The organism is Ferrovibrio sp. (genome assembly GCF_017994015.1).
Taxonomy (GTDB): Bacteria; Pseudomonadota; Alphaproteobacteria; order Ferrovibrionales; family Ferrovibrionaceae; genus Ferrovibrio.
On record NZ_JAGOLP010000048.1, the window covers coordinates 1 to 23,355 of the forward strand.

Annotated in this window: 29 protein-coding genes; 16 read left to right on the top strand and 13 right to left on the bottom strand. The window is 63.5% G+C overall.

The features are described 5' to 3' along the window. Positions 1-190: 190 nt before the first annotated feature. Both KBB36_RS16650 and KBB36_RS16655 read right to left on the bottom strand, forming a co-directional pair. Positions 191-970, bottom strand: a complete 780-nt coding sequence (locus KBB36_RS16650) for a hypothetical protein (RefSeq protein WP_290983422.1) — start codon at positions 968-970, stop codon at positions 191-193. Positions 971-999: 29 nt separating this feature from the next. Beyond that, positions 1,000-1,518 (bottom strand): mechanosensitive ion channel domain-containing protein, encoded by a 519-nt coding sequence (locus KBB36_RS16655; RefSeq protein ID WP_290983425.1) that lies wholly within the window; start codon positions 1,516-1,518, stop codon positions 1,000-1,002. Positions 1,519-1,684: 166 nt separating this feature from the next. Between KBB36_RS16655 and KBB36_RS16660 the strand changes: the two genes are divergently transcribed. From KBB36_RS16660 to KBB36_RS16680, 5 genes are all read left to right on the top strand, one after another. Next, positions 1,685-2,434 (top strand): SDR family oxidoreductase, encoded by a 750-nt coding sequence (locus tag KBB36_RS16660; RefSeq protein WP_290983505.1) that lies wholly within the window; start codon positions 1,685-1,687, stop codon positions 2,432-2,434. A 28-nt stretch (positions 2,435-2,462) separates the two neighbouring features. Beyond that, entirely contained in the window at positions 2,463-3,311 is an 849-nt protein-coding gene (locus KBB36_RS16665) for a fumarylacetoacetate hydrolase family protein (protein ID WP_290983428.1), read from the top strand. A gap of 43 nt (positions 3,312-3,354) precedes the next feature. Then, positions 3,355-3,654, top strand: a complete 300-nt coding sequence (locus KBB36_RS16670; RefSeq protein ID WP_290983431.1) for a type II toxin-antitoxin system RelE/ParE family toxin — start codon at positions 3,355-3,357, stop codon at positions 3,652-3,654. Between the two features lies 1 nt (position 3,655). Next, positions 3,656-3,955 carry an addiction module antidote protein gene (locus KBB36_RS16675; RefSeq protein ID WP_290983434.1) on the top strand — a complete coding sequence of 100 codons (300 nt, stop codon included), beginning with the start codon at positions 3,656-3,658 and terminating at the stop codon, positions 3,953-3,955. A gap of 80 nt (positions 3,956-4,035) precedes the next feature. Next, positions 4,036-4,542, top strand: a complete 507-nt coding sequence (locus KBB36_RS16680; RefSeq protein WP_290983437.1) for a DUF1993 family protein — start codon at positions 4,036-4,038, stop codon at positions 4,540-4,542. A 2-nt stretch (positions 4,543-4,544) separates the two neighbouring features. Here the strand turns inward: KBB36_RS16680 and KBB36_RS16685 are convergent, their stop codons facing one another. The 5 genes from KBB36_RS16685 to KBB36_RS16705 form a co-directional block, all read right to left on the bottom strand. Beyond that, a complete protein-coding gene (locus KBB36_RS16685; RefSeq protein ID WP_290983440.1) occupies positions 4,545-4,961 on the bottom strand; it encodes a GNAT family acetyltransferase in 417 nt (138 codons plus the stop codon). After that, positions 4,961-5,749: an ABC transporter ATP-binding protein gene (locus KBB36_RS16690; RefSeq protein ID WP_290983443.1), complete on the bottom strand. Its 789-nt coding sequence runs from the start codon at positions 5,747-5,749 to the stop codon at positions 4,961-4,963. Before KBB36_RS16690 ends, KBB36_RS16685 begins: the two co-directional genes overlap by 1 nt. Then, positions 5,746-6,525: an ABC transporter permease gene (locus tag KBB36_RS16695; protein ID WP_290983446.1), complete on the bottom strand. Its 780-nt coding sequence runs from the start codon at positions 6,523-6,525 to the stop codon at positions 5,746-5,748. Before KBB36_RS16695 ends, KBB36_RS16690 begins: the two co-directional genes overlap by 4 nt. Before the next feature lie 15 nt (positions 6,526-6,540). Continuing rightward, positions 6,541-7,491: an ABC transporter substrate-binding protein gene (locus KBB36_RS16700; RefSeq protein ID WP_290983449.1), complete on the bottom strand. Its 951-nt coding sequence runs from the start codon at positions 7,489-7,491 to the stop codon at positions 6,541-6,543. Between the two features lie 541 nt (positions 7,492-8,032). Then, positions 8,033-8,401, bottom strand: a complete 369-nt coding sequence (locus KBB36_RS16705; RefSeq protein ID WP_290983452.1) for an SET domain-containing protein-lysine N-methyltransferase — start codon at positions 8,399-8,401, stop codon at positions 8,033-8,035. A 112-nt stretch (positions 8,402-8,513) separates the two neighbouring features. On the opposite strand from KBB36_RS16705, the gene paaA reads away from it, so the two are divergent. The 6 genes from paaA to KBB36_RS16735 are packed head-to-tail and all read left to right on the top strand — an operon-like array spanning position 8,514 to position 12,657. Continuing rightward, positions 8,514-9,500 carry a 1,2-phenylacetyl-CoA epoxidase subunit PaaA gene (gene paaA, locus KBB36_RS16710; protein WP_290983455.1) on the top strand — a complete coding sequence of 329 codons (987 nt, stop codon included), beginning with the start codon at positions 8,514-8,516 and terminating at the stop codon, positions 9,498-9,500. Further along, on the top strand, positions 9,497-9,781 hold the full coding sequence (gene paaB / locus KBB36_RS16715; protein WP_290983459.1) for a 1,2-phenylacetyl-CoA epoxidase subunit PaaB: 285 nt from the start codon (positions 9,497-9,499) through the stop codon (positions 9,779-9,781). Before paaA ends, paaB begins: the two co-directional genes overlap by 4 nt. Next, positions 9,781-10,539 (top strand): 1,2-phenylacetyl-CoA epoxidase subunit PaaC, encoded by a 759-nt coding sequence (gene paaC, locus KBB36_RS16720; protein WP_290983462.1) that lies wholly within the window; start codon positions 9,781-9,783, stop codon positions 10,537-10,539. Before paaB ends, paaC begins: the two co-directional genes overlap by 1 nt. Next, positions 10,533-10,985, top strand: a complete 453-nt coding sequence (gene paaD / locus KBB36_RS16725) for a 1,2-phenylacetyl-CoA epoxidase subunit PaaD (protein WP_290983465.1) — start codon at positions 10,533-10,535, stop codon at positions 10,983-10,985. The genes paaC and paaD overlap by 7 nt, the downstream gene beginning before the upstream one ends. A 1-nt stretch (position 10,986) precedes the next feature. Next, a complete protein-coding gene (locus tag KBB36_RS16730) occupies positions 10,987-12,030 on the top strand; it encodes a 2Fe-2S iron-sulfur cluster-binding protein (RefSeq protein ID WP_290983468.1) in 1,044 nt (347 codons plus the stop codon). A 24-nt stretch (positions 12,031-12,054) separates the two neighbouring features. Next, positions 12,055-12,657, top strand: coding sequence for a TetR/AcrR family transcriptional regulator (locus KBB36_RS16735; RefSeq protein ID WP_290983471.1), 603 nt, complete (start codon positions 12,055-12,057; stop codon positions 12,655-12,657). Between the two features lie 38 nt (positions 12,658-12,695). Here KBB36_RS16735 and KBB36_RS16740 read toward each other — a convergent pair whose 3' ends face one another. The 3 genes from KBB36_RS16740 to KBB36_RS16750 all read right to left on the bottom strand — a co-directional run bounded on the left by KBB36_RS16740 (position 12,696) and on the right by KBB36_RS16750 (position 14,536). Next, positions 12,696-13,556: a dienelactone hydrolase family protein gene (locus tag KBB36_RS16740; RefSeq protein ID WP_290983474.1), complete on the bottom strand. Its 861-nt coding sequence runs from the start codon at positions 13,554-13,556 to the stop codon at positions 12,696-12,698. Positions 13,557-13,657: 101 nt separating this feature from the next. After that, positions 13,658-13,825 (bottom strand): hypothetical protein, encoded by a 168-nt coding sequence (locus KBB36_RS16745; protein WP_290983477.1) that lies wholly within the window; start codon positions 13,823-13,825, stop codon positions 13,658-13,660. A gap of 30 nt (positions 13,826-13,855) precedes the next feature. Beyond that, positions 13,856-14,536 (bottom strand): hypothetical protein, encoded by a 681-nt coding sequence (locus KBB36_RS16750; RefSeq protein ID WP_290983480.1) that lies wholly within the window; start codon positions 14,534-14,536, stop codon positions 13,856-13,858. A gap of 228 nt (positions 14,537-14,764) precedes the next feature. Here KBB36_RS16750 and KBB36_RS16755 point away from each other — a divergent pair, with 228 nt between their 5' ends. Genes KBB36_RS16755 through KBB36_RS16770 form a run of 4 tightly spaced genes read left to right on the top strand, consistent with a single transcriptional unit; the run spans position 14,765 to position 18,620 of the window. Then, positions 14,765-15,427 (top strand): tetratricopeptide repeat protein, encoded by a 663-nt coding sequence (locus KBB36_RS16755; RefSeq protein ID WP_290983482.1) that lies wholly within the window; start codon positions 14,765-14,767, stop codon positions 15,425-15,427. Between the two features lie 14 nt (positions 15,428-15,441). Beyond that, the gene (locus tag KBB36_RS16760; RefSeq protein WP_290983485.1) at positions 15,442-16,806 is read left to right on the top strand and encodes a PQQ-binding-like beta-propeller repeat protein; all 1,365 of its coding nucleotides are present in this window, start codon (positions 15,442-15,444) and stop codon (positions 16,804-16,806) included. An 11-nt stretch (positions 16,807-16,817) separates the two neighbouring features. After that, complete coding sequence (der, locus tag KBB36_RS16765; RefSeq protein ID WP_290983488.1) at positions 16,818-18,212, top strand: ribosome biogenesis GTPase Der; 1,395 nt, start codon at positions 16,818-16,820, stop codon at positions 18,210-18,212. Between the two features lie 12 nt (positions 18,213-18,224). Continuing rightward, entirely contained in the window at positions 18,225-18,620 is a 396-nt protein-coding gene (locus tag KBB36_RS16770; protein WP_290983490.1) for a GFA family protein, read from the top strand. Here KBB36_RS16770 and KBB36_RS16775 read toward each other — a convergent pair. From KBB36_RS16775 to KBB36_RS16785, 3 genes are read right to left on the bottom strand one after another with little or no spacing between them, the layout of a single operon-like run. Beyond that, positions 18,617-19,135 (bottom strand): hypothetical protein, encoded by a 519-nt coding sequence (locus tag KBB36_RS16775; RefSeq protein ID WP_290983493.1) that lies wholly within the window; start codon positions 19,133-19,135, stop codon positions 18,617-18,619. The genes KBB36_RS16770 and KBB36_RS16775 overlap by 4 nt on opposite strands. A gap of 19 nt (positions 19,136-19,154) precedes the next feature. Next, entirely contained in the window at positions 19,155-20,303 is a 1,149-nt protein-coding gene (locus KBB36_RS16780) for an aminotransferase class I/II-fold pyridoxal phosphate-dependent enzyme (protein WP_290983496.1), read from the bottom strand. Between the two features lie 27 nt (positions 20,304-20,330). Then, on the bottom strand, positions 20,331-21,779 hold the full coding sequence (locus KBB36_RS16785) for a gamma-glutamyltransferase (RefSeq protein WP_290983499.1): 1,449 nt from the start codon (positions 21,777-21,779) through the stop codon (positions 20,331-20,333). Between the two features lie 97 nt (positions 21,780-21,876). On the opposite strand from KBB36_RS16785, the gene KBB36_RS16790 reads away from it, so the two are divergent. After that, the gene (locus KBB36_RS16790; RefSeq protein WP_290983502.1) at positions 21,877-23,286 is read left to right on the top strand and encodes a M48 family metalloprotease; all 1,410 of its coding nucleotides are present in this window, start codon (positions 21,877-21,879) and stop codon (positions 23,284-23,286) included. Positions 23,287-23,355 lie beyond the last annotated feature (69 nt).

The following is a 23,355-nucleotide window of genomic DNA, read 5'->3' on the forward strand; positions in this document are numbered from 1 at the left end:
CAGCGGGGTGTAGCCAAAGCGGGCCAGGCCGATGCCGATCAGCAGGGCTGCCGTACCCGGCAGGGCGGCGAGCATAAAACGCGAGAATGTCATGGGGTCAGCAACGGAGCGGGGCGGGGGGGGGGGAGGGGCTTGTCGTTGCGGCGCAGTCTACGCCCCTCCTGGCCTTGCCGCCACTCTGGCGCCTGGCTTACTTGCCGATCAGGCCCTTTAGCTTGTCGCTGGCGGACCCGGCACCGCCGGTGACACCGCCCACCGCGCCCTTGAGCTGGTCGCCGAGCTGCTTCTGCAATTCGGCGCCGCCGACACGGGCCGCCTGCTGGCTGATGCTGCCCAGCACGCGCTCGGCCACTTCGGCCGGGGTGGCGCCGCCCTTGCTCTTGCCGATATCGGTCAGGTGAATCGTGGGCAACGGGGTGTTCACGGCGCGGCCCTGCAAGGCGGCATGGCTCATGCCGATCTGGCCGCTGCGCACATACAGGTTTTCGATGATCACCTTGGTTTCGGCCTTGCCATCCTTGGCCGGCGTGGCGGCGCCATCCGGCTTGCTGCCACCCGGCCCCATCTTCTGCGCATAGGCCTGGGTGTTTTTCTGGATGGTTTCAAGATTGCTGCCGCCCTGGGCGAATTCGTAGGTTATCTGTGGGCGGTTGATCACCACTTCCTTGATCACAATCGGGTTCTGTTGCAGCGTCGCCACATCCAGCTTGAGCGAGATTTCGCCCAGTGACAGTGCTTCCGGCGTGTTGAAGCCCTTCGGATTGGCCACTTTCATGTCGCTGATGGCGCCGCTGCCATCCTTCAGCCCGATACTGACCTTGCCAACGCTGACGCGCGCCTGGGTCGCCTCGGTGCCATAGGTTTCGATGGCCACTTTGATCAGGCTGTCGAGATTGGAGAACAGGTAATAGACCCCGCCGGCGACCAGCAGGATGATGACGGCCAGCGCCAAGGCTACTTTCTTGATCATGGCTTTGCTCCTTTGCTGAAAGGCTGTGATCAGGCGGCAGTCTGGGCCGGCAGCACGGTCACCACATTGCCCAGCACATTGGCATTCGGGATCAGGTGGCGCTTGCCGTCATCCGACACCACTTCGGTGTAGCGCAGGTCGATCTTGGCCACCAAACCCTCGATGCCGGTAACAATCACGCGGTCGCCGCTGACAAACGGGCGGTTGAGCAGGATGAGCAAACCGGCCATCAGGCTGGAAACAATATCCTTGAGCGCAAAGCCGAGCGCAAAGCCGGTCAGGCCCAGGCCGGCGATCAGGCCGGTGACATCGGCGCCGAGCGTGCCCAACGCGGTGACGGCACCGAAGCCGACAATGCCCCAGCGAGCCGCATTGCCCAGCAGCTCCAGCACGTCGCGGCGTGCCTTGTCGCGTTCGGCAACGCGGGCGATTACGGCGCGGGCGATCCCGCCGGCAATCCAGAAGCCGACAAAGACCAGCAACGCACCGCCAGCGGCGGTCAGCATTTTCAGCACTTGGGGCCAATAGGCGGCGATTTCGGCAGTCATGGTCCATTTCTCCGGCAGGTTGATATTTAACGCCAGCCTAACCCAGGGCGGTGGGCTGTTGCTAGTTGCCATGAGGCTGGATAGAGTTGCCAAACTGATATATCAGATGGGAGACAACGCGCCGCTATCCGTGGCGTGGTCGGGTCAGGGCAAGGAGACGCAGAATATGCGGTTGCAGGGCAAGAAGGCGGTTATCACAGCCGCCGCGCAGGGTATTGGCCGCGCCACGGCGCTGGCTTTTGTGCAGGAGGGGGCGCAGGTCATCGCCACCGATGTGAATCCAGACAAGCTGGCGGAATTGCGCAGCCTGCCCGGCATTCACACCCAGAAGCTGGACGTGCTGGACCCCGAGGCGATCAAGGCCTTTGCGGCCGAAGTGGGAGCGGTGGACATCCTGTTCAACTGCGCCGGCTTTGTGCATCACGGCACGATCCTGGATTGCACCGAGGAACAGTGGGATTTCGCCTTTGATCTCAATGTGCGGTCGATGTTCCGGCTCACCAAGGCGCTGTTGCCGGCGATGCTGGCCAGCGGCAAGGGCGCCTCGATCATCAATATTTCCTCCGGCGCCTCGTCGGTGAAGGCAGCGGCCAACCGCTTTGTCTACGGCGCCACCAAGGCGGCGGTGATCGGCTTGACCAAATCCATTGCGCTGGATTTTATCCGCCAGGGCATTCGCTGCAACGCCATCTGCCCCGGCACCATCCAGTCGCCGTCGCTGGATGATCGCATCGCCGCTCTGGGCGAGAGCATGGGCAGCGTGGAAAAGGCCCGCGAAGCCTTTGTGGCGCGTCAACCGCTCGGCCGCCTCGGCACGGCGGATGAAGTGGCCGCCCTGGTGGTGTATCTGGCTTCGGATGAAAGCGCCTTCACCACCGGCGCGGTGCATATGGTGGATGGCGGCTGGACGCTCTGAGTTTTTATTTTAGCAACGGAGACAAGTGATGAAATTGCTGCGTTACGGCCCGTTGGGCCAGGAAAAGCCCGGCATCCTGGATGCCCAGGGCAATATCCGCGATCTGAGCGGTGTGGTGGGCGATATCAACGGCGCCACCTTGCAGCCCGAGGCATTGGCCAAACTGCGCGGCGTGGATGTGAACAGCCTGGCTGTGGTGAGCGGCCAGCCGCGCATCGGCGCCTGTGTTGCCGGCGTGGGCAAGTTCATCTGCATCGGCCTGAATTATTCCGATCATGCGGCGGAAACCGGCGCCACCGTGCCGCCGGAACCGATCATCTTCATGAAGGCCACTTCGGCAATCATGGGGCCGGATGACGATCTGATCATTCCGAAGAATTCGCAGAAGACCGATTGGGAAGTGGAACTCGGCGTGGTGATCGGCAAGGTGGCGCGCTATGTCGATGAAGCCAGCGCCATGGATCATGTTGCTGGCTATTGCACCATCAACGACGTGTCGGAACGCGCCTTCCAGATCGAGCGCCACGGGCAATGGACCAAGGGCAAGAGCTGCGACACTTTCGGCCCGATCGGCCCCTGGCTGGTGACGGCGGATGAAGTGGCCGATCCGCAGAACCTGGCGATGTTCTGCGATGTGAACGGCCATCGTTTCCAGAATGGCTCCACCAAGACCATGGTTTATGGTGTGCGCTATCTGATCAGCTATCTCAGCCAGTTCATGAGCCTGCAACCGGGCGACATCATCTCCACCGGCACCCCGCCCGGCGTCGGCATGGGCCAGAAGCCGCCGCTTTATCTCAAAGCCGGCGACAAGGTGCATCTCGGCATCGCCGGCCTGGGCGAGCAGCGCCAGAACGTGAAGGCTTATGCGGGCTGAATACGGCTATTGCCCTATCGTATCCCATGAGATACGATAGGGCGTGGTTGAGATACGCCAAACCACTATCTTTGCTGCTTGGCTCGCAGCCTTGCGCGACCGAGAGGCCCGTGCTCGCATCCAGGTGCGGATCAAGCGGCTCGGTCTTGGCCTGGTAGGCGATGCCAAGCCAGTGGGGCAGGGCGTAAGTGAATTGCGTATCGACTATGGGCCTGGCTACCGCGTGTATTTTATGCGCCAGGGCAATGCCCTGATTTTCCTGCTCTGCGGCGGCGACAAGCGACGCCAGCAGCGAGATATCGAACAGGCGCTGGAATTGGCCCGCCAGCTTGAGGATGGTTGAGATGCCAAGCCGCAAACTGAGTACCACACGCTATGATGCAGCAGCGTATCTGCTCTCTGAAGCAGATCAGCAGGCTTATCTGGATGCCGCCTTTGAAGATGGCGATCCACGTGTAATCGCCGCCGCTTTGGGCGATATCGCCAAGGCCAGGGGCATGACGCAGATTGCTCGTGCCGCCGGCCTTGGTCGGGAAAGTCTTTACAAGGCGCTGGCGCCTGACAGCAATCCAGAATTTGCCACCATCCTTAAGGTGATGCAGGCGCTTGGCTTCCGGCTGCATGCCGTGCAATTGGCGAAGTGAAATGACCGCACTGCAATCGGCTTGACCTTGTGCGGTGCTGACCCTATCTGGCCGGCACCGCCAACAGGGAGATGCGTGTTATGGCTTTTTCGATTTATCAGGCTTCGGTGCCGGTGTTTCTGCGTGGCCTGGATCGCCTTGCAGTGTTTCTCACCAAGGGCGAGGAATTTGCCGCTGCGCAGGGCATTGCGCTCAGTGAACTGGCCGAAGCACGGCTGGCACCCGACATGTATCCGCTGATCCGGCAGATTCAGTCGGCCAGCGATGCCGCCAAGGGCGGCGGCGCCCGGCTGGCCGGTATCGCGCCGCCGAGCATGCCGGATACCGAGACCACTTTCCCCGAATTGCAGGCGCGGGTCGCCAAGACGGTGGATTTCCTCAACAGCTTGTTGCCGGCGCAATTCGAGGGCGCCGAGACGCGCCGCGTGGTGGTGCCGACGCGGGTGAAGGAGCTGGAATTCAGCGGCGCCGATTATCTGCTCGGCTTCGCCATCCCGAATTTCTATTTCCATGTCACGACCGCCTACGGCATCCTGCGCCACAAGGGCGTGCCACTCGGCAAGATGGATTTTCTCGGCACGCGCTGAGGCTATGCCCCGTCGAGGCGCCGCGTGAAGATGATGCGCGGTTCCTCGATGTAGCCCAGCGCTTCGTAGAAGGCGCGCACACCGGCATTTTCCGGCCGCACCATCAGCATCAGCTTGGGCACGCCGCGTGCCCGTGCCCAATCCTCGGCCGCCGCCATCAGGGCGCGGCCGAGGCCCTTGCCCTGCTGCGCCGGGCTTGCGGCCAGATAGTAAACCCAGCCGCGATGGCCATCATGCCCCACCATGGCGCTGCCGATCACGGCGCCGTCGGCTTCGGCCACCAGCAACGTGGCTTCCTGCGAGGCAAGGCAGAAATCGATATCGCTGGCCGGATCGTTCCACGGCCGGGTCAGGCCGCAAACCTGCCACAGCGCGATCACGGCGGCGCGGTCGGCTGCCTGAAACGGGCGGATAAACATCAATGCTCGTCCGCGGCGGCGCGCAAGGATTCGACGCGGATTTCCTCGGTCAGCCGCGCCTTGTAGGCGGCGAATTCCGGCGTGGTCTTCACCGTGTAATGGCGCGGATGCGGCAGGTCGATGGCGATATCGCTTTTCACCCGGCCGGGCCGCGCCGTCATCACCAGCACACGATTGGCCATGAAAATGGCTTCGTCGATATCATGCGTCACGAACAGCACGGTCTTGCGGTCAGCTTCCCAGATGCCGAGCAGCAATTCCTGCATCAGCGCCCGGGTCTGGTTGTCGAGCGCGCCAAAAGGCTCATCAAGCAGCAATATCTTCGGGTCGTTGGCGAGTGCGCGGGCCAAAGCCGTGCGCTGCTGCATGCCGCCGGAAAGCTGCTTCGGATAATGATTCTCGAAGCCGCGCAGGCCCACCTTGTCGATGAAATGCGCCACGATCTGCTGCTGTTCCGGCTCCGGCACCTGCTTCTCGCGCAGGCCGAAGCAGATATTCTCGCGCACGCTGAGCCAGGGAAACAGCGTGTAGGACTGGAACACCATGCCGCGATCCGGGCCGGGCTGGGTGACACGTTGGCCATCCAGCAGAACCTGCCCGGTAGTGGGCTGGTCCAGCCCAGCCACAATGCGCAGCAATGTGCTCTTGCCGCAGCCGGATGGGCCGAGGATGGTGATGAAGTCGTTATCCTCAACACTGAGCGAGGTCGGTTCCAGCGCCCGGGTGGGGGTGCCACCGCGCACGCCCGGGAAAACCCGGCTGACGGAGTCGATGCGCAATTTGCTCATTTGAGGAAATACCAGGGAAACAGGCGCTGATTGGCCAGCTTGAACAGGAAATCGGAAATCAGGCCGATCAGGCCGATCACCACGATGCCGAATATCATCTGCCCGGTATCGAGCAGGCGCTGGCTGTCCATGATCATGTGGCCGATGCCGCTGGAAGCACCGATCAGTTCGGCCACGATCACATAGGTCCAGGCCCAGCCTAGCACCAGGCGCAGGGTTTCGGCGATCTGTGGCGCCGCGCCGGGCAGCAGTACACGGCGCACAATGCCGCCGCGCTTGGCGCCCAGCGTGTAGGCGGCTTCCACCAGATCAACCCGCGAGCCGCCGACGGTGACCGCCACCATCAGCACAATCTGGAACACACAGCCGATGAAGATGACGCTGAGTTTCTGCGCCTCGCCAACGCCGGCCCACAGGATCAGCAGCGGAATGAAAGCCGAGGCGGGTAGGTAGCGGGCGAAGGAAACAAAGGGCTCAAAAAAGGCTTCAACGCTTTTGAATGCGCCCATGGCGATGCCAAGCGGCACGGCAATGATGGCGGCGATCAGGAAGCCGCCGACAACACGCCAGACGGTGACGCCGATATCGGCCAGGAAGCCGTATTTCATGAACAGGTCGATGCCGGCGCGCGCCGTCTTGACCGGATCGGCCAGGAATAGCGGCGGCACCAGCCCGCCCAAGGTAACGCCGCCCCAGAGCAGGAAGAAAGCGACGAAGAAGGAAATCCCCAGGGCGATGCGACGCCCCGGGGCTACCGGCTTGAGCGGTTCAAACACCGGATTTGACTCCGTTTACTTGATGAAGCTGTCGTCGACCATCGGCTTCAGATCGGGGATGGCGCGGATCACGCCAGCCTCAAGCTGAATATCGGCAGCTTCCTTCATGAAGGCCTGCAATTCACCCTTGAAATAGGCCTGGTTGGCGGCCTTGTCCTGCCAGGAAATGTAGGAAGCCGACTTGGCGAATTGCTCGCCGGTCTGCTTCACCTTGCCGCCCATGATCTCGTTCGACTTGGCCGGTTCCTTCTTGATCATGTCAAGCGCATCGAAGAAGCCGTTGACCACACCCTGCACCACTTTGGGGTTCTTCTTGATGTAGTCGGGCTGGAACGCCACCATGTCCACCACCACCGGGTAATCCAGCGTGGTGAGCAGGATTTTGCCGGCATTGGGCGCTTCACGCACGCTGGAGAGATACGGTTCGTAGGTCAGCGCCGCATCATACTGGCCGGCGATAAAGGCCTGCGCTGCCGGATTCGGCCCCAGCGTGGCGAATTTCACATCCTTGGGGCTCATGCCGTTGCGCTTCATGAACGCGATCAGGGTGAAATACGGCGTGGTGCCGGCGCCATCCACGGCAATGGTCTTGCCCTTCAGGTCGGTGATCTTGTTGATGTCATTGCGCACCGCCAGGCCGTCGCCGCCCTTTGACTTGTCGAGCAGCAGCACCTGGGCCAGCGGGATGCCGGCAGCGGAATAGGAGATGAAGGTATCCACCGTGGTGGCCACCGCCTGGGTGGCGCCGGCGGCAACGGTGAGGTGGCGTTCCTTCTGCGGGATGAACTTGATCTCCACATCCACGCCATGCTTCTTGAACAGGCCGGTTTCAGCGGCCAGCGACAGCGGCGCGAAGCCGGTCCAGCCGCTCATGCCCAGCACAACTTTCGGCATGTCCTGCGCCATGGCCGGCGCGGCGGCGGTGAGCACAAGCGCCGTGGTCACGGCGAGAAACGTCGATTTCATAATTGCAATCCCCCTGCTGAATGGCTTGCCGCTCCTGGCCGCTGCGGCCAGGAACCTGCCACCATGCTAATGCAGCCCGAAGAAGCCCGGCAAGTCTAATAATCATGTATATACAAGTTGACCGGGCAGAATCTGCCGCGCTGCCGACAGGACAGGCGGGTTGACCGTAAAATAGGCGGCGGCCTGTCGCAGAAGGCGCCAGCAGCAGCTTCGGATATGCAGGGATGGAGAGAGAAGCGGCGGGACTCGCGGCGCGGCAGGGGGTGGAACTGCGCGCGCCGCTCGCCTCACGACCACCGGGTGAAGGCCCTGTGGCCGGAAAGGGAAAACCGGCTGGATTACGGGCGCTTGCCCGAAGTGATGCTGGCAAAAGCCAGCACAGCACCAAAAATCAAAAAGGCAGCAATCACACCGCCGAGATACAGCATTTCCAATTTGTCCATGACGCTACTCGTTGCTGACGTTGACAGGCAGCAACCTAGCCGGGGCGAATGCACTGGGCTTTGATGTAGATCAAAAAAGTGCGTTGACGGAGCAATGCTCAGTCCAAAGTATAATCAACGCAGAATTCGCCGTAATCGCAGGTGATTTCCTCGCCCTCGGCGATGGCGCGGCGGGCATAGGTCAGCGGCGTGGTGTTGTCGGTATTGGCATCGCTGGCATGGTTGATGAAGCGGGTATTATCGAGGCTGACTACCCAACCACCGGGAATCTGCGGCGTGATATAGCCATAGCGTTCAACAAAGGCGCGCGCCGGCTCGGGCAGGCCGGCAAACACGTCTTCCGGGATGATGCGATCAAAGGCCGGTTCGAAGCGCCAGATCAGGCTACCGGCAGCGATCGGCGCGGCGGCAAACAGGCCCACACCCTGGATGGTGCTGGCGGCGGTGTAGGTTGGAACGAGCAGCATGGACAAAAGGCTCCGCATGGGCTGATGGCGTCAGAATAACATGCCATCTTGCCGAGGCGGCAGTGCCGTGATAATTATTCGACCAATCGGTCGGATAATTCGGGAGGCGGCCATGTATGCCCAAGCATTAGACCAGCAGGCGGCGGCTTCGGATCAGCAAGCCGAGGATGCGCGGCTTCTGGCGCGTTTCCAGGCTCGCATTGATGCCGAGGAAAAGATCGAGCCGAATGACTGGATGCCGGAAGCGTATCGCCGCACGCTGATCCGGCAGATTTCGCAGCATGCCCATTCCGAGATTATCGGCATGCTGCCGGAAGGCAACTGGATCACCCGGGCGCCCAGCCTGCGGCGCAAGGCGGCTTTGCTGGCCAAGGTGCAGGATGAGGGCGGCCATGGCCTGTATCTTTATGCTGCCGCCGAAACCCTGGGCGTCAGCCGCGAGGAATTGGAGCAGCAATTGCTCGATGGCCGCGCCAAATATTCCTCGATCTTCAATTACCCAACACTGACCTGGGCCGATATCGGCGCCATCGGCTGGCTGGTGGATGGCGCTGCGATCATGAACCAGATTCCGCTCTGCCGCTGCTCCTACGGCCCCTATGCCCGCGCCATGATCCGTATCTGCAAGGAAGAAAGTTTCCACCAGCGCCAGGGTTATGAACTGATGCTCAGCTTGTGTCGCGGCAGCGCGGCGCAAAAGGCGATGGCGCAGGATGCGCTGAACCGCTGGTGGTGGCCCAGCGTGATGATGTTCGGCCCGCATGATGCCGAGAGCCAGCATTCCGACCAGTCGATGCGCTGGAAGATCAAGCGCTTCTCGAATGATGAGCTGCGCCAGCAATTCATCGATGCCACTGTGCCGCAGGCGCATTTCCTCGGCCTGGAAATTCCCGATCCTGACTTGCGTTTTGATGCCGCCAGCGGCCATTGGCGCATCGGCGTGATTGACTGGAGCGAATTCAAGCGGGTGTTGGCCGGCGATGGCCCGTGCAACCGCCAGCGCATCAAGCAGCGCCGTGCCGCGGCTGAAAATGGCGAATGGGTGCGTGCTGCTGCCCTGGCCCATGCCGCCAAGCAGCGTCAACGGAGCGCAGCATGAGCAACACAACGCCGCTTTGGGAAGTCTTCATCCGGCCGCGCAACGGCCTGGCACATAAACATGCCGGCAGTGTGCATGCCGCCGATGCCGCCCTGGCCTTGCACGCAGCGCGCGATGTTTACACGCGGCGCGGCGAGGGCGTTAGCCTGTGGGTGGTGCCTTCGGCTGCGATCATCGCTTCCGATCCAGCCGACAAGGCCGAATTGTTTGAGCCAACCGCTTCAAAAATCTACCGCCACCCGACCTTCTACGACATCCCGGACGATGTGGGGCATATGTGATGGCACGCGATGCCGCCCTGTTTGAATATCTGCTGCGGCAGGCCGATAGCGCGCTGCTGCTGGGGCACCGCTTGTCGGAATGGTGCGGCCATGCGCCGATGCTGGAAGAGGAACTGGCCCTGGCCAATATGGGGCTGGACCTGATCGGCCAGGCGCGGCTGTTTTATGCCTATGCCGGCGAGCATGATGCCGAGGGCCGCGATGAGGATCAGCTGGCCTACCTGCGTGATGCACCAGCCTGGCGCAATCTGCTGCTCTGCGAACAGCCGAATGGCGATTTTGCCGCCACCATGCTACGGCAGTTCTTTTTTGCCAGTTATGCCGAGCCGCTGTATCGCGACCTGAGCGGCTCGGCCGATGCGCGCCTGGCCGAAATCGCCGCCAAGTCCGAGAAGGAAATGCGTTACCACCGCCGCCATGCCGGCGACTGGGTTTTGCGCCTGGGCGATGGCACCGAGGAAAGCCACCGGCGGCTGGCGGCAGCCTTGCAGGAATTATGGCCCTTCACCGGCGAGATGTTTGAAGCCGATCATGTTGAGCAGGATTTAAGCGCGCGCGGCATTGTGGTTCATCCGGCGCGGCTCACGGCGGCATGGCGCGATGGCGTGGGCGAAACCTTGCGCCAGGCCGGGCTGGACCTGCCGCCGGCCACCTGGATGCAGAGCGGTGGGCGCAGCGGGCGCCATAGCGAATATCTCGGCCACATGCTGGCCGGGATGCAATTCCTGCCGCGCGCCTATCCGGGGGCGTCATGGTGACGCTGGCGGCTTTGCAGCAGGCCGTAAGTGCCGTGGCCGATCCGGAAATTCCGGTGCTTACCATCGCCGATCTGGGCATGCTGCGCGATGTGGCCTTGGGCGCCGATGGCCGCCCGGTTATCACCATCACGCCAAGCTACAGCGGCTGCCCGGCGATGCGGGTTATCGAAGCCGATATCCGCGCTGCACTGGCGGCTTTGGGCTGCCAGGATGCGGAATTGCGTATTGTGCTGGCGCCGGCCTGGAGCAGCGACTGGCTGAGCGAGGCCGGGCGCGCCAAGCTGCAAGCCTATGGCATCGCGCCGCCCACAGCCAGCCGGCCCAATTGCCCGCGCTGCGGCGCTGCTGATACCGAATTGCTGGCAGCTTTCGGCTCCACGGCCTGCAAGGCGTTGTGGCGCTGCACGGCCTGCCGCGAACCCTTTGATCATTTCAAGTGTCACTGACATGAGCAAACTCTTCAGCCTGGAAGTAGCCGAGGTGCGGCGCGAAACCGCCGATGCCGTGTCGATCCGCTTTGACCTGCCGGCAGCGTTGGCGCCAACATTTGTGTTTCGCCCCGGGCAATATCTGACGGTGCAGAGTGATGCCGGGCGGCGCTGCTATTCAATCTGTGCTGCGCCGGAGGATGATGAATTGCGCATTGCCGTGAAGCAGGTGCCGGGCGGTGCCTTTTCCGGTTTCGCCAATACGCAACTGCGCGCCGGCATGCGCCTGGATGTGGCGCCGCCGGAAGGTAATTTCACCCTGCCGGCCGAGATGCCGCAGGCGGGCCGTTTTCTCGCCATCGCTGCCGGCTCGGGCATCACGCCGGTGCTGTCGATCATCAAGGCGGCGTTGCAGCAGCAACCGCATTGCCAGGTAGCGTTGCTCTATGGCAACCGGCAGAGCGGCGATATCCTGTTTCTTGAAGCCCTGGAGGATTTGAAGAATCGCTATCTGGGCCGCTTCACCTTGCTGCATGTGTTGTCACGCGAAGCGCAGGATGTGCCATTGCGCCATGGCCGCATTTCGGCTGAAACCATCCGCATCTTTGCCGCCCAGCTTGGCGGCATCGACCAGGCCTTTATTTGCGGCCCTGCCGGGCTGACCAACATGGCCCGCGCCAGCTTGCAGGCGCTGGGCCTGGCGCCCGAGCGGATCAGCACCGAATTGTTTCTGGCGCCGGATCAACCCGCCACGGCCGCGCCAGCGCCGCGGGCGCAGGCCGCCGCCGAGATTGAGGCGGTGCTGGATGGCCAGCGCCTGCGTTTTGGCTTTGCAGCGGACGATGCCGGTATTGTTGATGCCGCCTTGCGCCAGGGGCTGGAGCTGCCCTATTCCTGCAAGGGCGGCATGTGTTGCACCTGCCGCGCCAAGCTGGTGGAGGGCGAGGCCGAGATGGCGCTGAATTATTCGCTGCAACCCTGGGAGATTGCCGCCGGCTTTGTGCTGGCCTGCCAGGCGCGGCCCAAATCAGCCCGGCTGGTGCTGGATTTTGATCATGTGTAGCAGCCGGCGCCGAGGCGGCTGACGATGGCGCGGCCACAGGCGGCGGATTATGCCGACAAGCGCGAAGCGATTCTCGACATGGCGGCCGAGCTGTTTGCCCGGCGCGGCTTTGCCGGTGCGTCCCTGGCCGATCTGGCCGAGGCCAGCGGCTATTCCAAATCATCGCTGTATCACTATTTCGGCGACAAGCAGGCGATCCTGTATCAGGCGATGCAGGCGCATCTGGCCGAATTGACTGCCATTGCCGATACGGCCATGGATGTTGCCTTGCCGCCCGAGCAGCAATTGCGCCGCTTTGCCCGCGCCACCATGCGGGCCTATGCCACGGCGCGCTGGAAGCACCGCCTGCTGGTGAATGAAACCGCCAGCCTGGCGCCGGCCGAGCGGCGCCAAGTGGTGGCAGCGCAGCGGGCGCTGGTGCAGCGTGTGGCCGATCTGCTGGAGCGGTTGCGGCCCTCTGCCAATGTTGCCGAGCGCTGGCCGAATGCCATGCTGTTCTATGGCATGCTGAATTTCACCTACACTTGGTATGACCCCGCCGGCGCGGTGACGCCGGAAGCCCTGGCCGACCAGGCGGTGAGCATTTTTCTAAATGGCTTCGGGACAAAAAAAACGGCGGCCGAGTAGCCCGGCCGCCGCCTTGTTTTCCGGATTGGGCTTATGCCTCAGCCAACGCCGTGGCGCACGAACCAGGCATGCATCTTGCCCCAGGCATCTTCGGCCTGCGGCTTGCGATAGGTGGCGCGGTAATCCGCATTGAAGGCATGCGGCGTGTCGGGATAGGTCACGATATCAAAGGTCTTGCCGGCGCCGCGCAGGGCGGCGCGCATCTGATCCACGGTGTCGTTCGGGATGCCCTGATCGGCACCGCCATACAGGCCCAGCACCGGCGCCTTGATCGCGCCGGCAAGCTCCACCGGGTTCTTCGGCTGGCGCGGATTGGACTGGCCAACAACGCGGCCATACCAGGCCACGCCGGCCGTCAGGTTCGGATTATGCGCGGCATAGAGCCAGGTGATGCGGCCGCCCCAGCAGAAGCCGGTGATGCCCAGCTTGGCCTTGTCGCCGCCATTCTTCTTGGCCCAGGCAGCAGTGGCATCGAGATCAGCCATCACCTGCGCGTCCGGCACCTGGCCAGCCACGGCAACGGCGGCCTGCATCTCGGTCACCTTGCTCATATCGGCCTGGCGGGCATAAAGATCCGGCGCAATCGCCAGATAGCCCATCTTGGCCAGACGGCGGCACACATCCTTGATATGCTCATGCACACCGAAGATTTCCTGGATCACCATGATGGTGGGGTAGGGGGCGCCCTTTTCCGGCATGGCGCGATAGGCGGCCATCTGCAGGCCACCCGGCACCGGGATTTTCACTTCGCCGGCGGTCAGGCCCTTGGTATCGGTGGTGATCACGCTTTGCGCCATCACCGGCGCTGCGGCCAGCGAAAAGCCGGAAATCAGACCGGTGGCGACAAAGCCACGCCGGGAGAAATCCACCTTAGGCGCCAGGCTCAACATTTCATTCATGGATTTGTTCCTCCTTATGGCTGGCGCGGATATCGGCCAGCGGCATTGATAGCCGACCGCGAAAGTAGCGTTAAACGCAATCTTTGCCGCTCAAGATTTCGTTACTGAAGTAACTGAATCAGCAGGCCAACGGCGGCAAAGATTGCCAGCCAGATGGCGATATAGGTGAGGATGCGGCGGCTGCGCCAGGGCAGCCGCAGGGCGGCAGGCAGAATCAGCAATGCCGCCATCAGCAGGCCCAGCAACTGAGCCCAGCTTTGCCAAGACATCGGAGGGATGCTCAGGCCGGCGCTGCCGGCCTAATCCTTCTGGCTGACACGCTGCGCCGAGGCATTCTGCATGCAGCGGCGATACAGCCGGTCGGCCTGCGGCTCCTCGCGCGCCAGATAGCGGATATCCATCGAACTGACGACGCGATATGACATCGCATCCTGGTCGCTGGCCGGCTTCTGGTCGGTGGGCATGCTGCGCACCAGCGACAGGCTGTTATTGCTGCCACGGCGCAACTCAACCTTGAACGGGGTGCCGTCGATCCGTTCGCTGGCGCAGACCGAGCCGAGTGCACGGTCAAAATTCTTCACCCGGTCAAAACGCGGATCGGGCAGGTAATCCGGCCCCATGCCATCGGTGGCGGCAGCCACCGGCTTGTATTTATGGAATTCGGTTGTGGCAGTCAGGATGCGACCGAAGGGAAAGAAGATTTCCACATTGTCGTCAAGCCGCGCATGTTCGCCCATCTTGCCGTTGATGATCGGCAATTCCATGATGCGATGACCGGGAATACGCGAGGCATCCTCGTTCAAAAGCAGTACGGCGCGGTCGCCGCGCTCACGCGCGCGCTCCTGCTCAAAGGGAATCGGGGCGGTGGGATGTTTGGGGCCTTTCTGGGCCAGGGCTGTGGACGGGGCAATGCCTGCAATGCCGCACAGCATAGCGCCAAACAACGCCGCCGCGCTTAGTTTGCTGGTATTTGCCCGCATGCCGTTTGCTCCTGCGTAAGCACCAAATCCGCGTTTCCTGACCAAATCACCGACCGGAAACAGCCGGGAGATTAGACAGGTTTTTCGGCTTTGCCAAGAGTCTATGTGTTATCAAAGCGTTACTACGGAGTCGCGGCGCCGCCCGGGCTTTGCCAAGGACGCGGGTTCCGGGTATGGTACGCCGCCCCGCGCAGAAGCGGGCAGCAGTGGCGTCTAAGGAGCAGTGCGTTGGCCGAGAAAGATACCTTCATCCAGGAAGTCGACGAGGATTTTCGTCGCGACCAGATGCTGAAGCAGTGGCAGCGTTTCCGCATCCCGCTGATTGCCGCCTTGGTTGCGCTGCTCGGCGGCGTGGCCGGCTACCAGATTTGGCACGCTCACAAGATTGAGCAATCCGAGGCCGCCGCCCGGGCTTTTGTTGCTGCCCAGACATTGGGCCAGGAAGGCAAACACGCCGAGGCGGCGCAGGCTTTCGCCAGCCTGGCTTCTGGCGGGCATGACGGCTATGGCCTGCTCGCGGCGTTCCAGCGGGCCGGGCAGCTACTACGCGCCAAGGATGTGACCGGCGCCGTCGCGGCCTATGACGCAATTGCCGGTAACAGCGCCTATGATGCCAATTTCCGCGACCTGGCACGCTATTATGCGGCGCTAAACGGGCTGGAAAGCCTGCCGGCTGAGGAAATCCGCCGCCGCCTGGGCAGCATTCCCACCACCAGCCCGTGGAATTCCAATGCGCGCGAATTGCTGGCGCTGGCCGAACTGAAGGCTGGTGATCGCAATCAGGCGCGCAAGCTGCTGACCGAGCTGGCTGACGACGCTGCCGCCTCGCCGGGCGCCCGCGGCCGGGCCAGCGAATTGCTCGCCGCGCTGGGCGGGCCACTTAATCCGTGACGGGACGAAGCAAGATGGCGAAGGAAAAGGGCTGGCATCTGGCGCGGCGGTATCACTGGGCGCTGCTGTTGCCGGCCTTGCTGCTGGGCGGCTGCGACACGGTGAGCGACTTTTTCTCGCAGCCGGATCGCGGGCCGAAGGTGGTTGGCGAGCGCATCTCGGTGCTGGCCTTTGATTCGCAGCTCGATCCCGATCCGCAATTGGCGCAAACCCCGGTGCTGCTGCCCAAACCCTGGGCCAATGCCGATTGGCCGCAAGCCGGCGGCTATCCCAGCCATGCCATGCAGCATCTGGCCTTGGGCGAAACCCTGCGCGAAGCCTGGAATGCCGATATCGGTTCAGCCGGCGATGACCAGACCAAGATTCTGGGCCAGCCGGTGGTGGCCGAAGGCCGCATCTTTACCAAGGATGCCGAATCGAAGATCAGCGCCTATGACGTGAATACTGGCCGCCGGCTGTGGCGCGTTGACCTGACGCCGAAGGGCGAAACCGAAGGTGCGCTGGGCGGTGGCCTGGCCTATGCCGATGGCAAGCTGTTTGTGGCCACGGCCTATGGCGATGTGGTGGCCTTGCAGCCCAATACCGGGCTGATCTACTGGCATGTGGCGCTCAAGCTGCCGGTGCGTGGCGCACCCGGCGTGGATGCCGGTCGGGTATTTGTCATCACCCAGGATAACCAGCTTTTTGCTCTGGATGGCGATAGCGGGCGCCAGCTCTGGACCCATGCCGGCCTAGTGGAAGCCGCCGGCCTGCTGGGCGCTGCGGCGCCGGCAGTGGAAGGCAGCACAGTGGTGGCGCCGTTCTCGTCTGGCGAAGTCGTGTCGCTGCGCGCCGAAAGCGGCACCGTCGGCTGGTCGGAGCAGCTTGTGCGCACCGCCGGCCGTGTCAACGCCATCGGCGCACTCAACGATATCAATGCGCTGCCGGTGATTGATCGCGGCCGGGTTTATGCCGTCAGCCAGTCGGGCCGCTTTGTTGCCATCGACCAGCGTACCGGCGAGCGGGTTTGGGAACGCGCTATCGGCGCCACGCAGACCCCCTGGGTGGCCGGCGATTTTATCTATGTGGTGACAGTGGACGCGGAAATTCTCTGCCTCAGCCGGCGCGACGGCAAGGTGAAGTGGATTCGCCAGCTGCAACGCTACAAAGATCCCACTGCGCCAGTGCGCAAGGGCGTCATCACCTGGTATGGCCCGGTACTGGCCGGCGACCGGCTGATCGTGGCCTCCAGCGACGAACGCGCCTATGCGCTGTCGCCCTATAATGGCGACCTGATTGGCGCCATCAAACTTTCCGGCCCGGCGGCCGTGCCGCCGGTTGTGGCCGGGCAGACGGCCTACATCCTCACCGAGGATGCCCGCCTCACCGCCTTCCGGTAGATCGGTTTAAAATGCAACGCAAAGTCGCCATCGTCGGTCGGCCCAATGTCGGCAAATCGACCCTGTTCAATCGCCTGATCGGCAAGAAGCTGGCGCTGGTGGATGATACCCCCGGCGTGACCCGCGATCGCCGCGAAGGGCTGGGGCGGCTGTCGGACCTGGAATTCATCATCATCGACACCGCCGGTCTGGAGGATGCCGAGGATGAAACCATGGCCGGCCGCATGCGGCTGCAAACCGAGGTGGCGGTGCAGGAAGCCGACCTGGTGCTGTTTGTGATCGATGCCCGCGCCGGCATCACGCCGCTGGACGCACATTTTGCCCGTTGGCTGCGGCGCCAGCGCAAGCCGGTGGTATTGCTGGCCAATAAATGCGAAGGCCGCGGCGGCATGATCGGCCTGGCCGAAGCGCATGGCCTGGGCCTTGGCGAGCCGCTGCCGTTTTCCGCCGAGCATGGCGAAGGGCTGATGGAACTGCATGAGGCCCTGCTGCCGCATGTTGGTGAGCCCGAGGCAACTGAAGTGCCGGATGACGGCGCCTTGCTGCCGGTGGAAACCGATATCGACGTGGATACGCCCGACGATCCGTTGCGGCCGATCCAGCTTGCCGTGGTGGGGCGCCCGAATGCCGGCAAGTCGACACTGATCAATGCATTGATCGGTTCCGACCGCCTGCTGACCGGCCCGGAGCCGGGCCTGACCCGCGACAGCATCGCCATTGCCTGGGAATATCAGGGCCGCCGCATCCGCCTGGTGGATACCGCCGGCATGCGGCGTAAGGCGCGGGTGGAACACAAGCTGGAAAAGCTTTCGGTGGCCGATTCGCTCTATTCGATCCGCATGGCCCAGGTGGTGGTGCTGGTGCTGGATGGCCATCTCGGCTTTGACAAGCAGGATCTGACCATCGCCGACCATGTGCTGCGCGAGGGCCGCGCCCTGGTGATCGCGGTCAACAAGTGGGATCTGGTCGAAGATCGTGCCAAGGCGCTGAAAGAGATCGATGATCGCCTGCAAACCTCGCTGCCGCAGGCGCGCGGCATCCCGGTGGTCACTTTCTCGGCCCTGACCGGGCGCCATCTGGATCGCCTGCTGCCGGCGGTGATGAAGCAGTATGAGCGCTGGAACACTCGCATCGGCACGGCGGCGTTTAACCGCTGGCTCGAGCATATGCTGGCCAAGAATGCACCGCCGATGGCCGATGGCCGCAGCGTGCGCATCCGCTATGGCACCCAGGTGAAAACCCGGCCGCCCACCATGTCGCTGTTTGCCGGCCGCGCCGAGACAATCCCGGAAACCTATCAGCGCTATCTGATTAATGGCTATCGCGATGCCTTCGACCTGGCCGGCATCCCGATCCGCATCATGCTGCGCAAAAGCAAGAACCCGTTCGATCCCGACAAGAAGTGAGACGGGGCGGCCATGGGCGTGCATAACGGCTCATGCCATTGCGGCGCGGTGACATTCCGCATCACAGCCGAGATCACCGAGCTGACCACCTGCGACTGCTCGCTGTGCCGCAAGAAAAATGCACTGATGACCAAGGTGCATGAAAGCGCACTCACCATCCTGTCGGGTGAGGATGTGCTGACGCTGTATCAATGGAACACACGGCGGGCGAAGCATTATTTCTGCTCACGCTGCGGCATCTACACATTTCACCGCAAACGCGCCGCGCCGGATCATTATGGCGTGAATATCCAATGCCTGGATGGCTTCGATGCCAGCGCCATTCCGCTGCGCCAGGCCAGCGGCGCCGATATGAGCGTGGTTGATCCGGCGCCGCGCCCGGAATGGCCCGGGCCGCGCACTGCTTAACGCTGCGCTGGCGGCCGGCCAGGCGGTGGTCGGTCGGGTGGAGGCCCTTCCGGGCGATATTTATCCATCACCGCGTCGAGCTTTTCCGGCGACACGTTGAGCGCTTCCGACAGCAGCTTGCGGTTCTGCTCGCGCTGCGCTTCGCTGGGCTGCTCGCCGCGCGGCGCCGGCGTCACTTTCCTGAAAGCCTCGCGAAATTGTTCCGGCGTCACGCCCAGTTCGCGGGCAATGGCTTCCACTGGCCGGCCACCATCGGGGTCTCTTGGTCCTGGGCCTTGGCTTTTACCGCGCGGCGCGGGCGGTGGCGGCATGGCGTCAATTGCCGATTTGCAGGCCTGGCTCAGCTTGGCCGTATTCCCTTTCAGGCATTCCAGCACCGCCGGCCCCTGCCTGCCGGCACAAAGCTGCTCGGCATCGCGGCCACATTGTGGGCCTGGGCGGCCAGGTTCCTGCGCCAAAACCGGCTCGACGCCGATCAGCATCAAGGCTGCCAGCAGAGACAACAGGCGATACATCGGCTCCCCTCCGTTCTGCCTACTTACCCCAGGCCTTGAGGCGGCGTGCTGCTTCCACCATCTCGGCTTCGGCGCCGGCAAATGAGAAGCGCATGAAGTAATGGCCGCGCCGGCGGTCAAAATCAAAGCCGGGCGTGGCGGCAATGCCGGTATCATTCAGCAGCCGGGTGCAGAAACCCTGCGCGTCATTGGTGAAGCGCGAAATATCAGCATAGATGTAGAAAGCGCCATCGGCCGGCGCCAGCTTGTCGAAGCCGGCTGCGGGCAGTTCGTTGAGCAGGATTTCGCGGTTGCGGGCATAGCGCGCCACATTGCGCTCCAACTCGTCATAGGCGCCGAGCGCGGCCACGCCGGCCACCTGGCTGATGCCGGGGGCGGAGATGTAGAAATTCTGTGTCAGGCATTCCACGGCGCGAAGCAATTGCGGCGGCAGCACCATCCAGCCCAGGCGCCAGCCGGTCATCGAGAAGTATTTTGAGAAGCTGTTGATCACGATGGCCTGGTCGGTCAGCGCCAGCACCGATTGCGCCCGGCCGCCATAGGTGATGCCGTGATAAATTTCATCCACGATCAGCCAGCGGTCATGTGCTGCGCAATCCTGCACCAAAGCCGCCATGGCGGCGCCATCCAGCATGCAGCCGGTGGGATTGGCCGGGCTGGCCACCAACACACCTTTGGCATTGGGCGCCGTGGCCTGGATGCTTTCCGGCGTCGGCTGAAAGCGGGTCTCGGCCTCGGTCAGGATCATCTGCGGCACCAGATCCACCGCCTTGAGGATATTGCGGTAGGCCGGATAGGCCGGCTCGCCCAGGGCCACTTCATCGCCGGCATCAAAGGCGGCCAGGAAGGCAAGCTGGAAGCCGGCCGAGGAACCGGTGGTGACCACGATACGCTCAGCCGGCACGTCGAGGCCATAATACTGCCGGTAATGGCCCGAGATCGCGGCGCGTAATTCCGGGATGCCAAGCGCCAGGGTGTAGCCCAGCGGTTCACGCTGCGCTGCGGCCACGGCGGCCTGGATCGCCGCCTGCGGCGCCGCCGTGGCCGGCTGGCCCACTTCCATATGGATCACATCGCCGCCGGCAGCTGCGCGTGCGGCGGCGGCCTTCATCACTTCCATGACAAAAAACGGATCGATGGCGCCACGGCGCGACGGGGTGAGGGACATCGTTACAATACTCCTGGAAAAACAGACTTAAAATTCGTCGCCGGCAGCCAGGCCGAAACCGCGTGGATCGGCGGCCACGCGGCAGCTTTCCGGGCTGCGTGGCACGCCGTTGCCGCACACCGCCATGGTGACACGGCCCAGCCGGCGCACTTCAACCTTGGGCACGCCACGTTCGGTGATGGCGCCAAGCAGGGCGGCATCGTAGCCCGGTTCATGCAGCACCGGCGCATCGGGGGCTGGCTGGAACAGGCGTGGCTTGGCCATCGCGACGCCAAGCCGGCCGCCATTGCTGCCCAGGCTGTCGAGCAGCACCTGGGCCAGCGCGGCGGCGCCCGGCGCACCGCCACTCACCGCGCCGGCAGCAAAACTCTGCTTGGCGGTGTAATTGCCCACCGCCAGGGCGGCGAGATAGGCGGTTTCATCGCCTGGGCCGCCCGGTGCGGCGGCAAACAGGATGCCGGTTTCGCTGCCGATGCGGCGGGCACCAAAGGCTCGGCCCATGCTGAAGCTGCACGCCACGGCGCGGCCGGTCTTGTCGATGGCGGAGAGGCTGGTGCTGCCCTGTTCAAAAAGCGGGGCATTGCCGCCGGTGCCGCGATAGGCCTGGCCGATAGCGGTAACAAATTCACGCGGCTTGGTCTTGCCAACATTTTGCAGGCTGAGCCGACCGGCCGGCTCAAAACCCTGTTCCAGCAGCCAGGCGGCGATGGCGCCGCCCTGGGCATTGGGGCTGGCATAGACAATGCTGCCGAACTGGAACGGCACCTCAATCGGCTTGCCAATCTGGGCAGTATAGCCGCGCAGATCCTCGGGCCGGATGGCGCCGCCGATACGGGCGGCATCGGCCAGCACTTGGCGTGCCAGCATGCCCTGGTAAAAATCGCCGGCCCCGGCGCTGCGGATGCGGCCCAGCGTGGCGGCCAGTTCATTCTGGCTGACCTGCTCGCCTTCGCTGCGCGGTGCGCCGCTGCGATTCAGCAGCAGGCGGGCCAGGCCGGCTTCACGCGCCACCGGCGGGTTGGCCTCTGCCGCCGATTGCACAAAGGCGCGGCTGGTGCGCTCGCCAAAGCGGGCCAGCGCCTCGGCCGGCGAGACCACGGCTTCCCAGCGCAACTGGCCATGGGTGCCTTGCAGCAAGGCCAGGCCGCGCAACATGCCCGGGATCGGCACGCCGCCGCCGCCGGGCGGCAATTGCGGCAGGAAGTCGATACTGTCGGCCTTGCGGTTGACCGGGTCGAGCGCGATGCAGATGCCGCCGGCGCCCAAAGCGGCCGCGCCGGGATAGGTGACGGTGAGGGCCAGTGCGCCGGCCACCACGGCATCGGCGGCATTCCCGCCAGAGGCGAGGATGTTGCGTGCCACCAGCGCGGCCCGTGGCTCGTCGGCAGCTACGCCACCACTGAAGCCTTTTGCCGAAGCCGGGTCTGGTTCGCTGATTTCAGCTTTATTTGCGCCGCAGCCGGCCACCAGCAACACTGTTACAACCAGTGCCGCACATTGACGCCATCCGGCCCGATGCCTACCTTCAAGGGGCTGACGCAAACTGCTCGGCTCGTTGGGACTCGAATTTGTCATGGCTTTACGCTGGTCCTCTCTGCGCCGGCCCGTTGCGGCCGGTTGCGCCCTTGCCATCGCTTTTGCTGCCTGCCTGCCTTTCCTGACGGCTCTCAAGCCGGGGGAAGCGCTGGCGCAGCGGCGTGGCGGCGTTGCACTGGTGCGCGACGCCGAGATTGAAAATACCATCCGGGCGTATAGCGTGCCACTATTGGAGGCGGCCGGATTAAGCGCCGATTCCACCCAGGTGCATCTGGTCAATGACCGCTCGCTGAATGCCTTCGTGGCCGGCGGCCAGCGCATCTTTGTGCATACCGGCCTGTTGCAGCGCGCCGAGCGCCCGGCCCAGGTGATCGGCGTGCTGGCGCATGAAATCGGCCATATCGCCGGCGGCCATCTGGCCCGGCTGGAGGATTCACTCGGCAATGCCTCGGCGCTGATGATCGCCTCGATGCTGCTGGGTGTGGCAGCCGGCGTTGCTTCGGGCAATCCGGATGCGGCGGTGGCCGGCATCATGGCCGGGCAGCATATCGCCGAGCGTAATTTCCTCTCCTTCACCCGGGGCCAGGAAGCCGCCGCCGACCAGGCCGGCGCCAATTTCCTGGAGGCGACGCAGCAGAGCACCCTGGGGCTGGTGGAATTCATGAAAATCCTCGCCAACCAGGAAGCCCTGGCGGTGGAGCGCCAGGACCCTTATGTGCGCACCCATCCGCTCTCGGTTGAACGTGTCTCGGCACTGACCGCACGGGCCGAGCAGTCACAATTCAGTTCGGTGCCGGATTCGCCGGAAAATCTTGAGCGTTTCAAGCGCATGCAGGCCAAGCTGATGGGCTATCTTGATGGCCTGGGCGCCACCTTGCGCAAATACCCGGAAACCGACACCAGCCATTATGCCCGCTATGCACGCGCTTTTGCCTATTTCCGCGCGCTGGATTTTCCGCGTGCGCTGGCCGAGGTGGACAGCCTGATCGCTGAATTCCCCAACGATCCGTATTTCCATGAATTGAAGGGCGATATCCTGATCGATATGGGCCGGGTGCAGGATGCCTTGCCGCCGCAGCGCCGCGCCTATGAGCTTGGCCCGCGCGAGCCGTTGCTGGCTTATGGTTTTGCCCGCGTGCTGGTGGCGCTGGAAGCCCCGGCTTTGCTGCCCGAGGCCACCACCATCCTTAAGGCTGTGGTGCAGCGCGAGCCGGAGAATTCCGGCGCCTGGCAGCAATTGGCCATCGCCTATGGCCGCAGCGGCGATATCGGCATGGCATCGCTGGCCAGCGCCGAGCGCTATCTGGTGCAGGGTGCCTTGCATGATGCCCAGGGCCAGGCCGAGCGCGCCAGCCGGTTGCTCAAGGAAGGCACCCCGGGCTGGCTGCGGGCGCAGGACGTGATTGCGGCAACCAAGGATCGGCGGCGCGAACTGCGCAACCGCTGAGGCAATCCCACTTCACCAGATCGTGCCTTGTTCCGGCCCGGGCGCAACGCCATAGTGGCCGCGTTTTAC

Excerpts from the sequence above, each read along its gene's own strand:
- KBB36_RS16650 (WP_290983422.1), bottom strand. The coding sequence starts at position 970 with ATGATCAAGAAAGTAGCCTTGGCGCTGGCCGTCATCATCCTGCTGGTC.
- KBB36_RS16655 (WP_290983425.1), bottom strand. The coding sequence starts at position 1,518 with ATGACTGCCGAAATCGCCGCCTATTGGCCCCAAGTGCTGAAAATGCTG.
- KBB36_RS16660 (WP_290983505.1), top strand. The coding sequence starts at position 1,685 with ATGCGGTTGCAGGGCAAGAAGGCGGTTATCACAGCCGCCGCGCAGGGT.
- KBB36_RS16665 (WP_290983428.1), top strand. The coding sequence starts at position 2,463 with ATGAAATTGCTGCGTTACGGCCCGTTGGGCCAGGAAAAGCCCGGCATC.
- KBB36_RS16675 (WP_290983434.1), top strand. The coding sequence starts at position 3,656 with ATGCCAAGCCGCAAACTGAGTACCACACGCTATGATGCAGCAGCGTAT.
- KBB36_RS16680 (WP_290983437.1), top strand. The coding sequence starts at position 4,036 with ATGGCTTTTTCGATTTATCAGGCTTCGGTGCCGGTGTTTCTGCGTGGC.
- KBB36_RS16685 (WP_290983440.1), bottom strand. The coding sequence starts at position 4,961 with ATGTTTATCCGCCCGTTTCAGGCAGCCGACCGCGCCGCCGTGATCGCG.
- KBB36_RS16690 (WP_290983443.1), bottom strand. The coding sequence starts at position 5,749 with ATGAGCAAATTGCGCATCGACTCCGTCAGCCGGGTTTTCCCGGGCGTG.
- KBB36_RS16700 (WP_290983449.1), bottom strand. The coding sequence starts at position 7,491 with ATGAAATCGACGTTTCTCGCCGTGACCACGGCGCTTGTGCTCACCGCC.
- KBB36_RS16705 (WP_290983452.1), bottom strand. The coding sequence starts at position 8,401 with ATGCTGCTCGTTCCAACCTACACCGCCGCCAGCACCATCCAGGGTGTG.
- paaA (WP_290983455.1), top strand. The coding sequence starts at position 8,514 with ATGTATGCCCAAGCATTAGACCAGCAGGCGGCGGCTTCGGATCAGCAA.
- paaB (WP_290983459.1), top strand. The coding sequence starts at position 9,497 with ATGAGCAACACAACGCCGCTTTGGGAAGTCTTCATCCGGCCGCGCAAC.
- paaC (WP_290983462.1), top strand. The coding sequence starts at position 9,781 with ATGGCACGCGATGCCGCCCTGTTTGAATATCTGCTGCGGCAGGCCGAT.
- paaD (WP_290983465.1), top strand. The coding sequence starts at position 10,533 with ATGGTGACGCTGGCGGCTTTGCAGCAGGCCGTAAGTGCCGTGGCCGAT.
- KBB36_RS16730 (WP_290983468.1), top strand. The coding sequence starts at position 10,987 with ATGAGCAAACTCTTCAGCCTGGAAGTAGCCGAGGTGCGGCGCGAAACC.
- KBB36_RS16735 (WP_290983471.1), top strand. The coding sequence starts at position 12,055 with ATGGCGCGGCCACAGGCGGCGGATTATGCCGACAAGCGCGAAGCGATT.
- KBB36_RS16740 (WP_290983474.1), bottom strand. The coding sequence starts at position 13,556 with ATGAATGAAATGTTGAGCCTGGCGCCTAAGGTGGATTTCTCCCGGCGT.
- KBB36_RS16745 (WP_290983477.1), bottom strand. The coding sequence starts at position 13,825 with ATGTCTTGGCAAAGCTGGGCTCAGTTGCTGGGCCTGCTGATGGCGGCA.
- KBB36_RS16750 (WP_290983480.1), bottom strand. The coding sequence starts at position 14,536 with ATGCGGGCAAATACCAGCAAACTAAGCGCGGCGGCGTTGTTTGGCGCT.
- KBB36_RS16760 (WP_290983485.1), top strand. The coding sequence starts at position 15,442 with ATGGCGAAGGAAAAGGGCTGGCATCTGGCGCGGCGGTATCACTGGGCG.
- der (WP_290983488.1), top strand. The coding sequence starts at position 16,818 with ATGCAACGCAAAGTCGCCATCGTCGGTCGGCCCAATGTCGGCAAATCG.
- KBB36_RS16770 (WP_290983490.1), top strand. The coding sequence starts at position 18,225 with ATGGGCGTGCATAACGGCTCATGCCATTGCGGCGCGGTGACATTCCGC.
- KBB36_RS16775 (WP_290983493.1), bottom strand. The coding sequence starts at position 19,135 with ATGTATCGCCTGTTGTCTCTGCTGGCAGCCTTGATGCTGATCGGCGTC.
- KBB36_RS16780 (WP_290983496.1), bottom strand. The coding sequence starts at position 20,303 with ATGTCCCTCACCCCGTCGCGCCGTGGCGCCATCGATCCGTTTTTTGTC.
- KBB36_RS16790 (WP_290983502.1), top strand. The coding sequence starts at position 21,877 with ATGGCTTTACGCTGGTCCTCTCTGCGCCGGCCCGTTGCGGCCGGTTGC.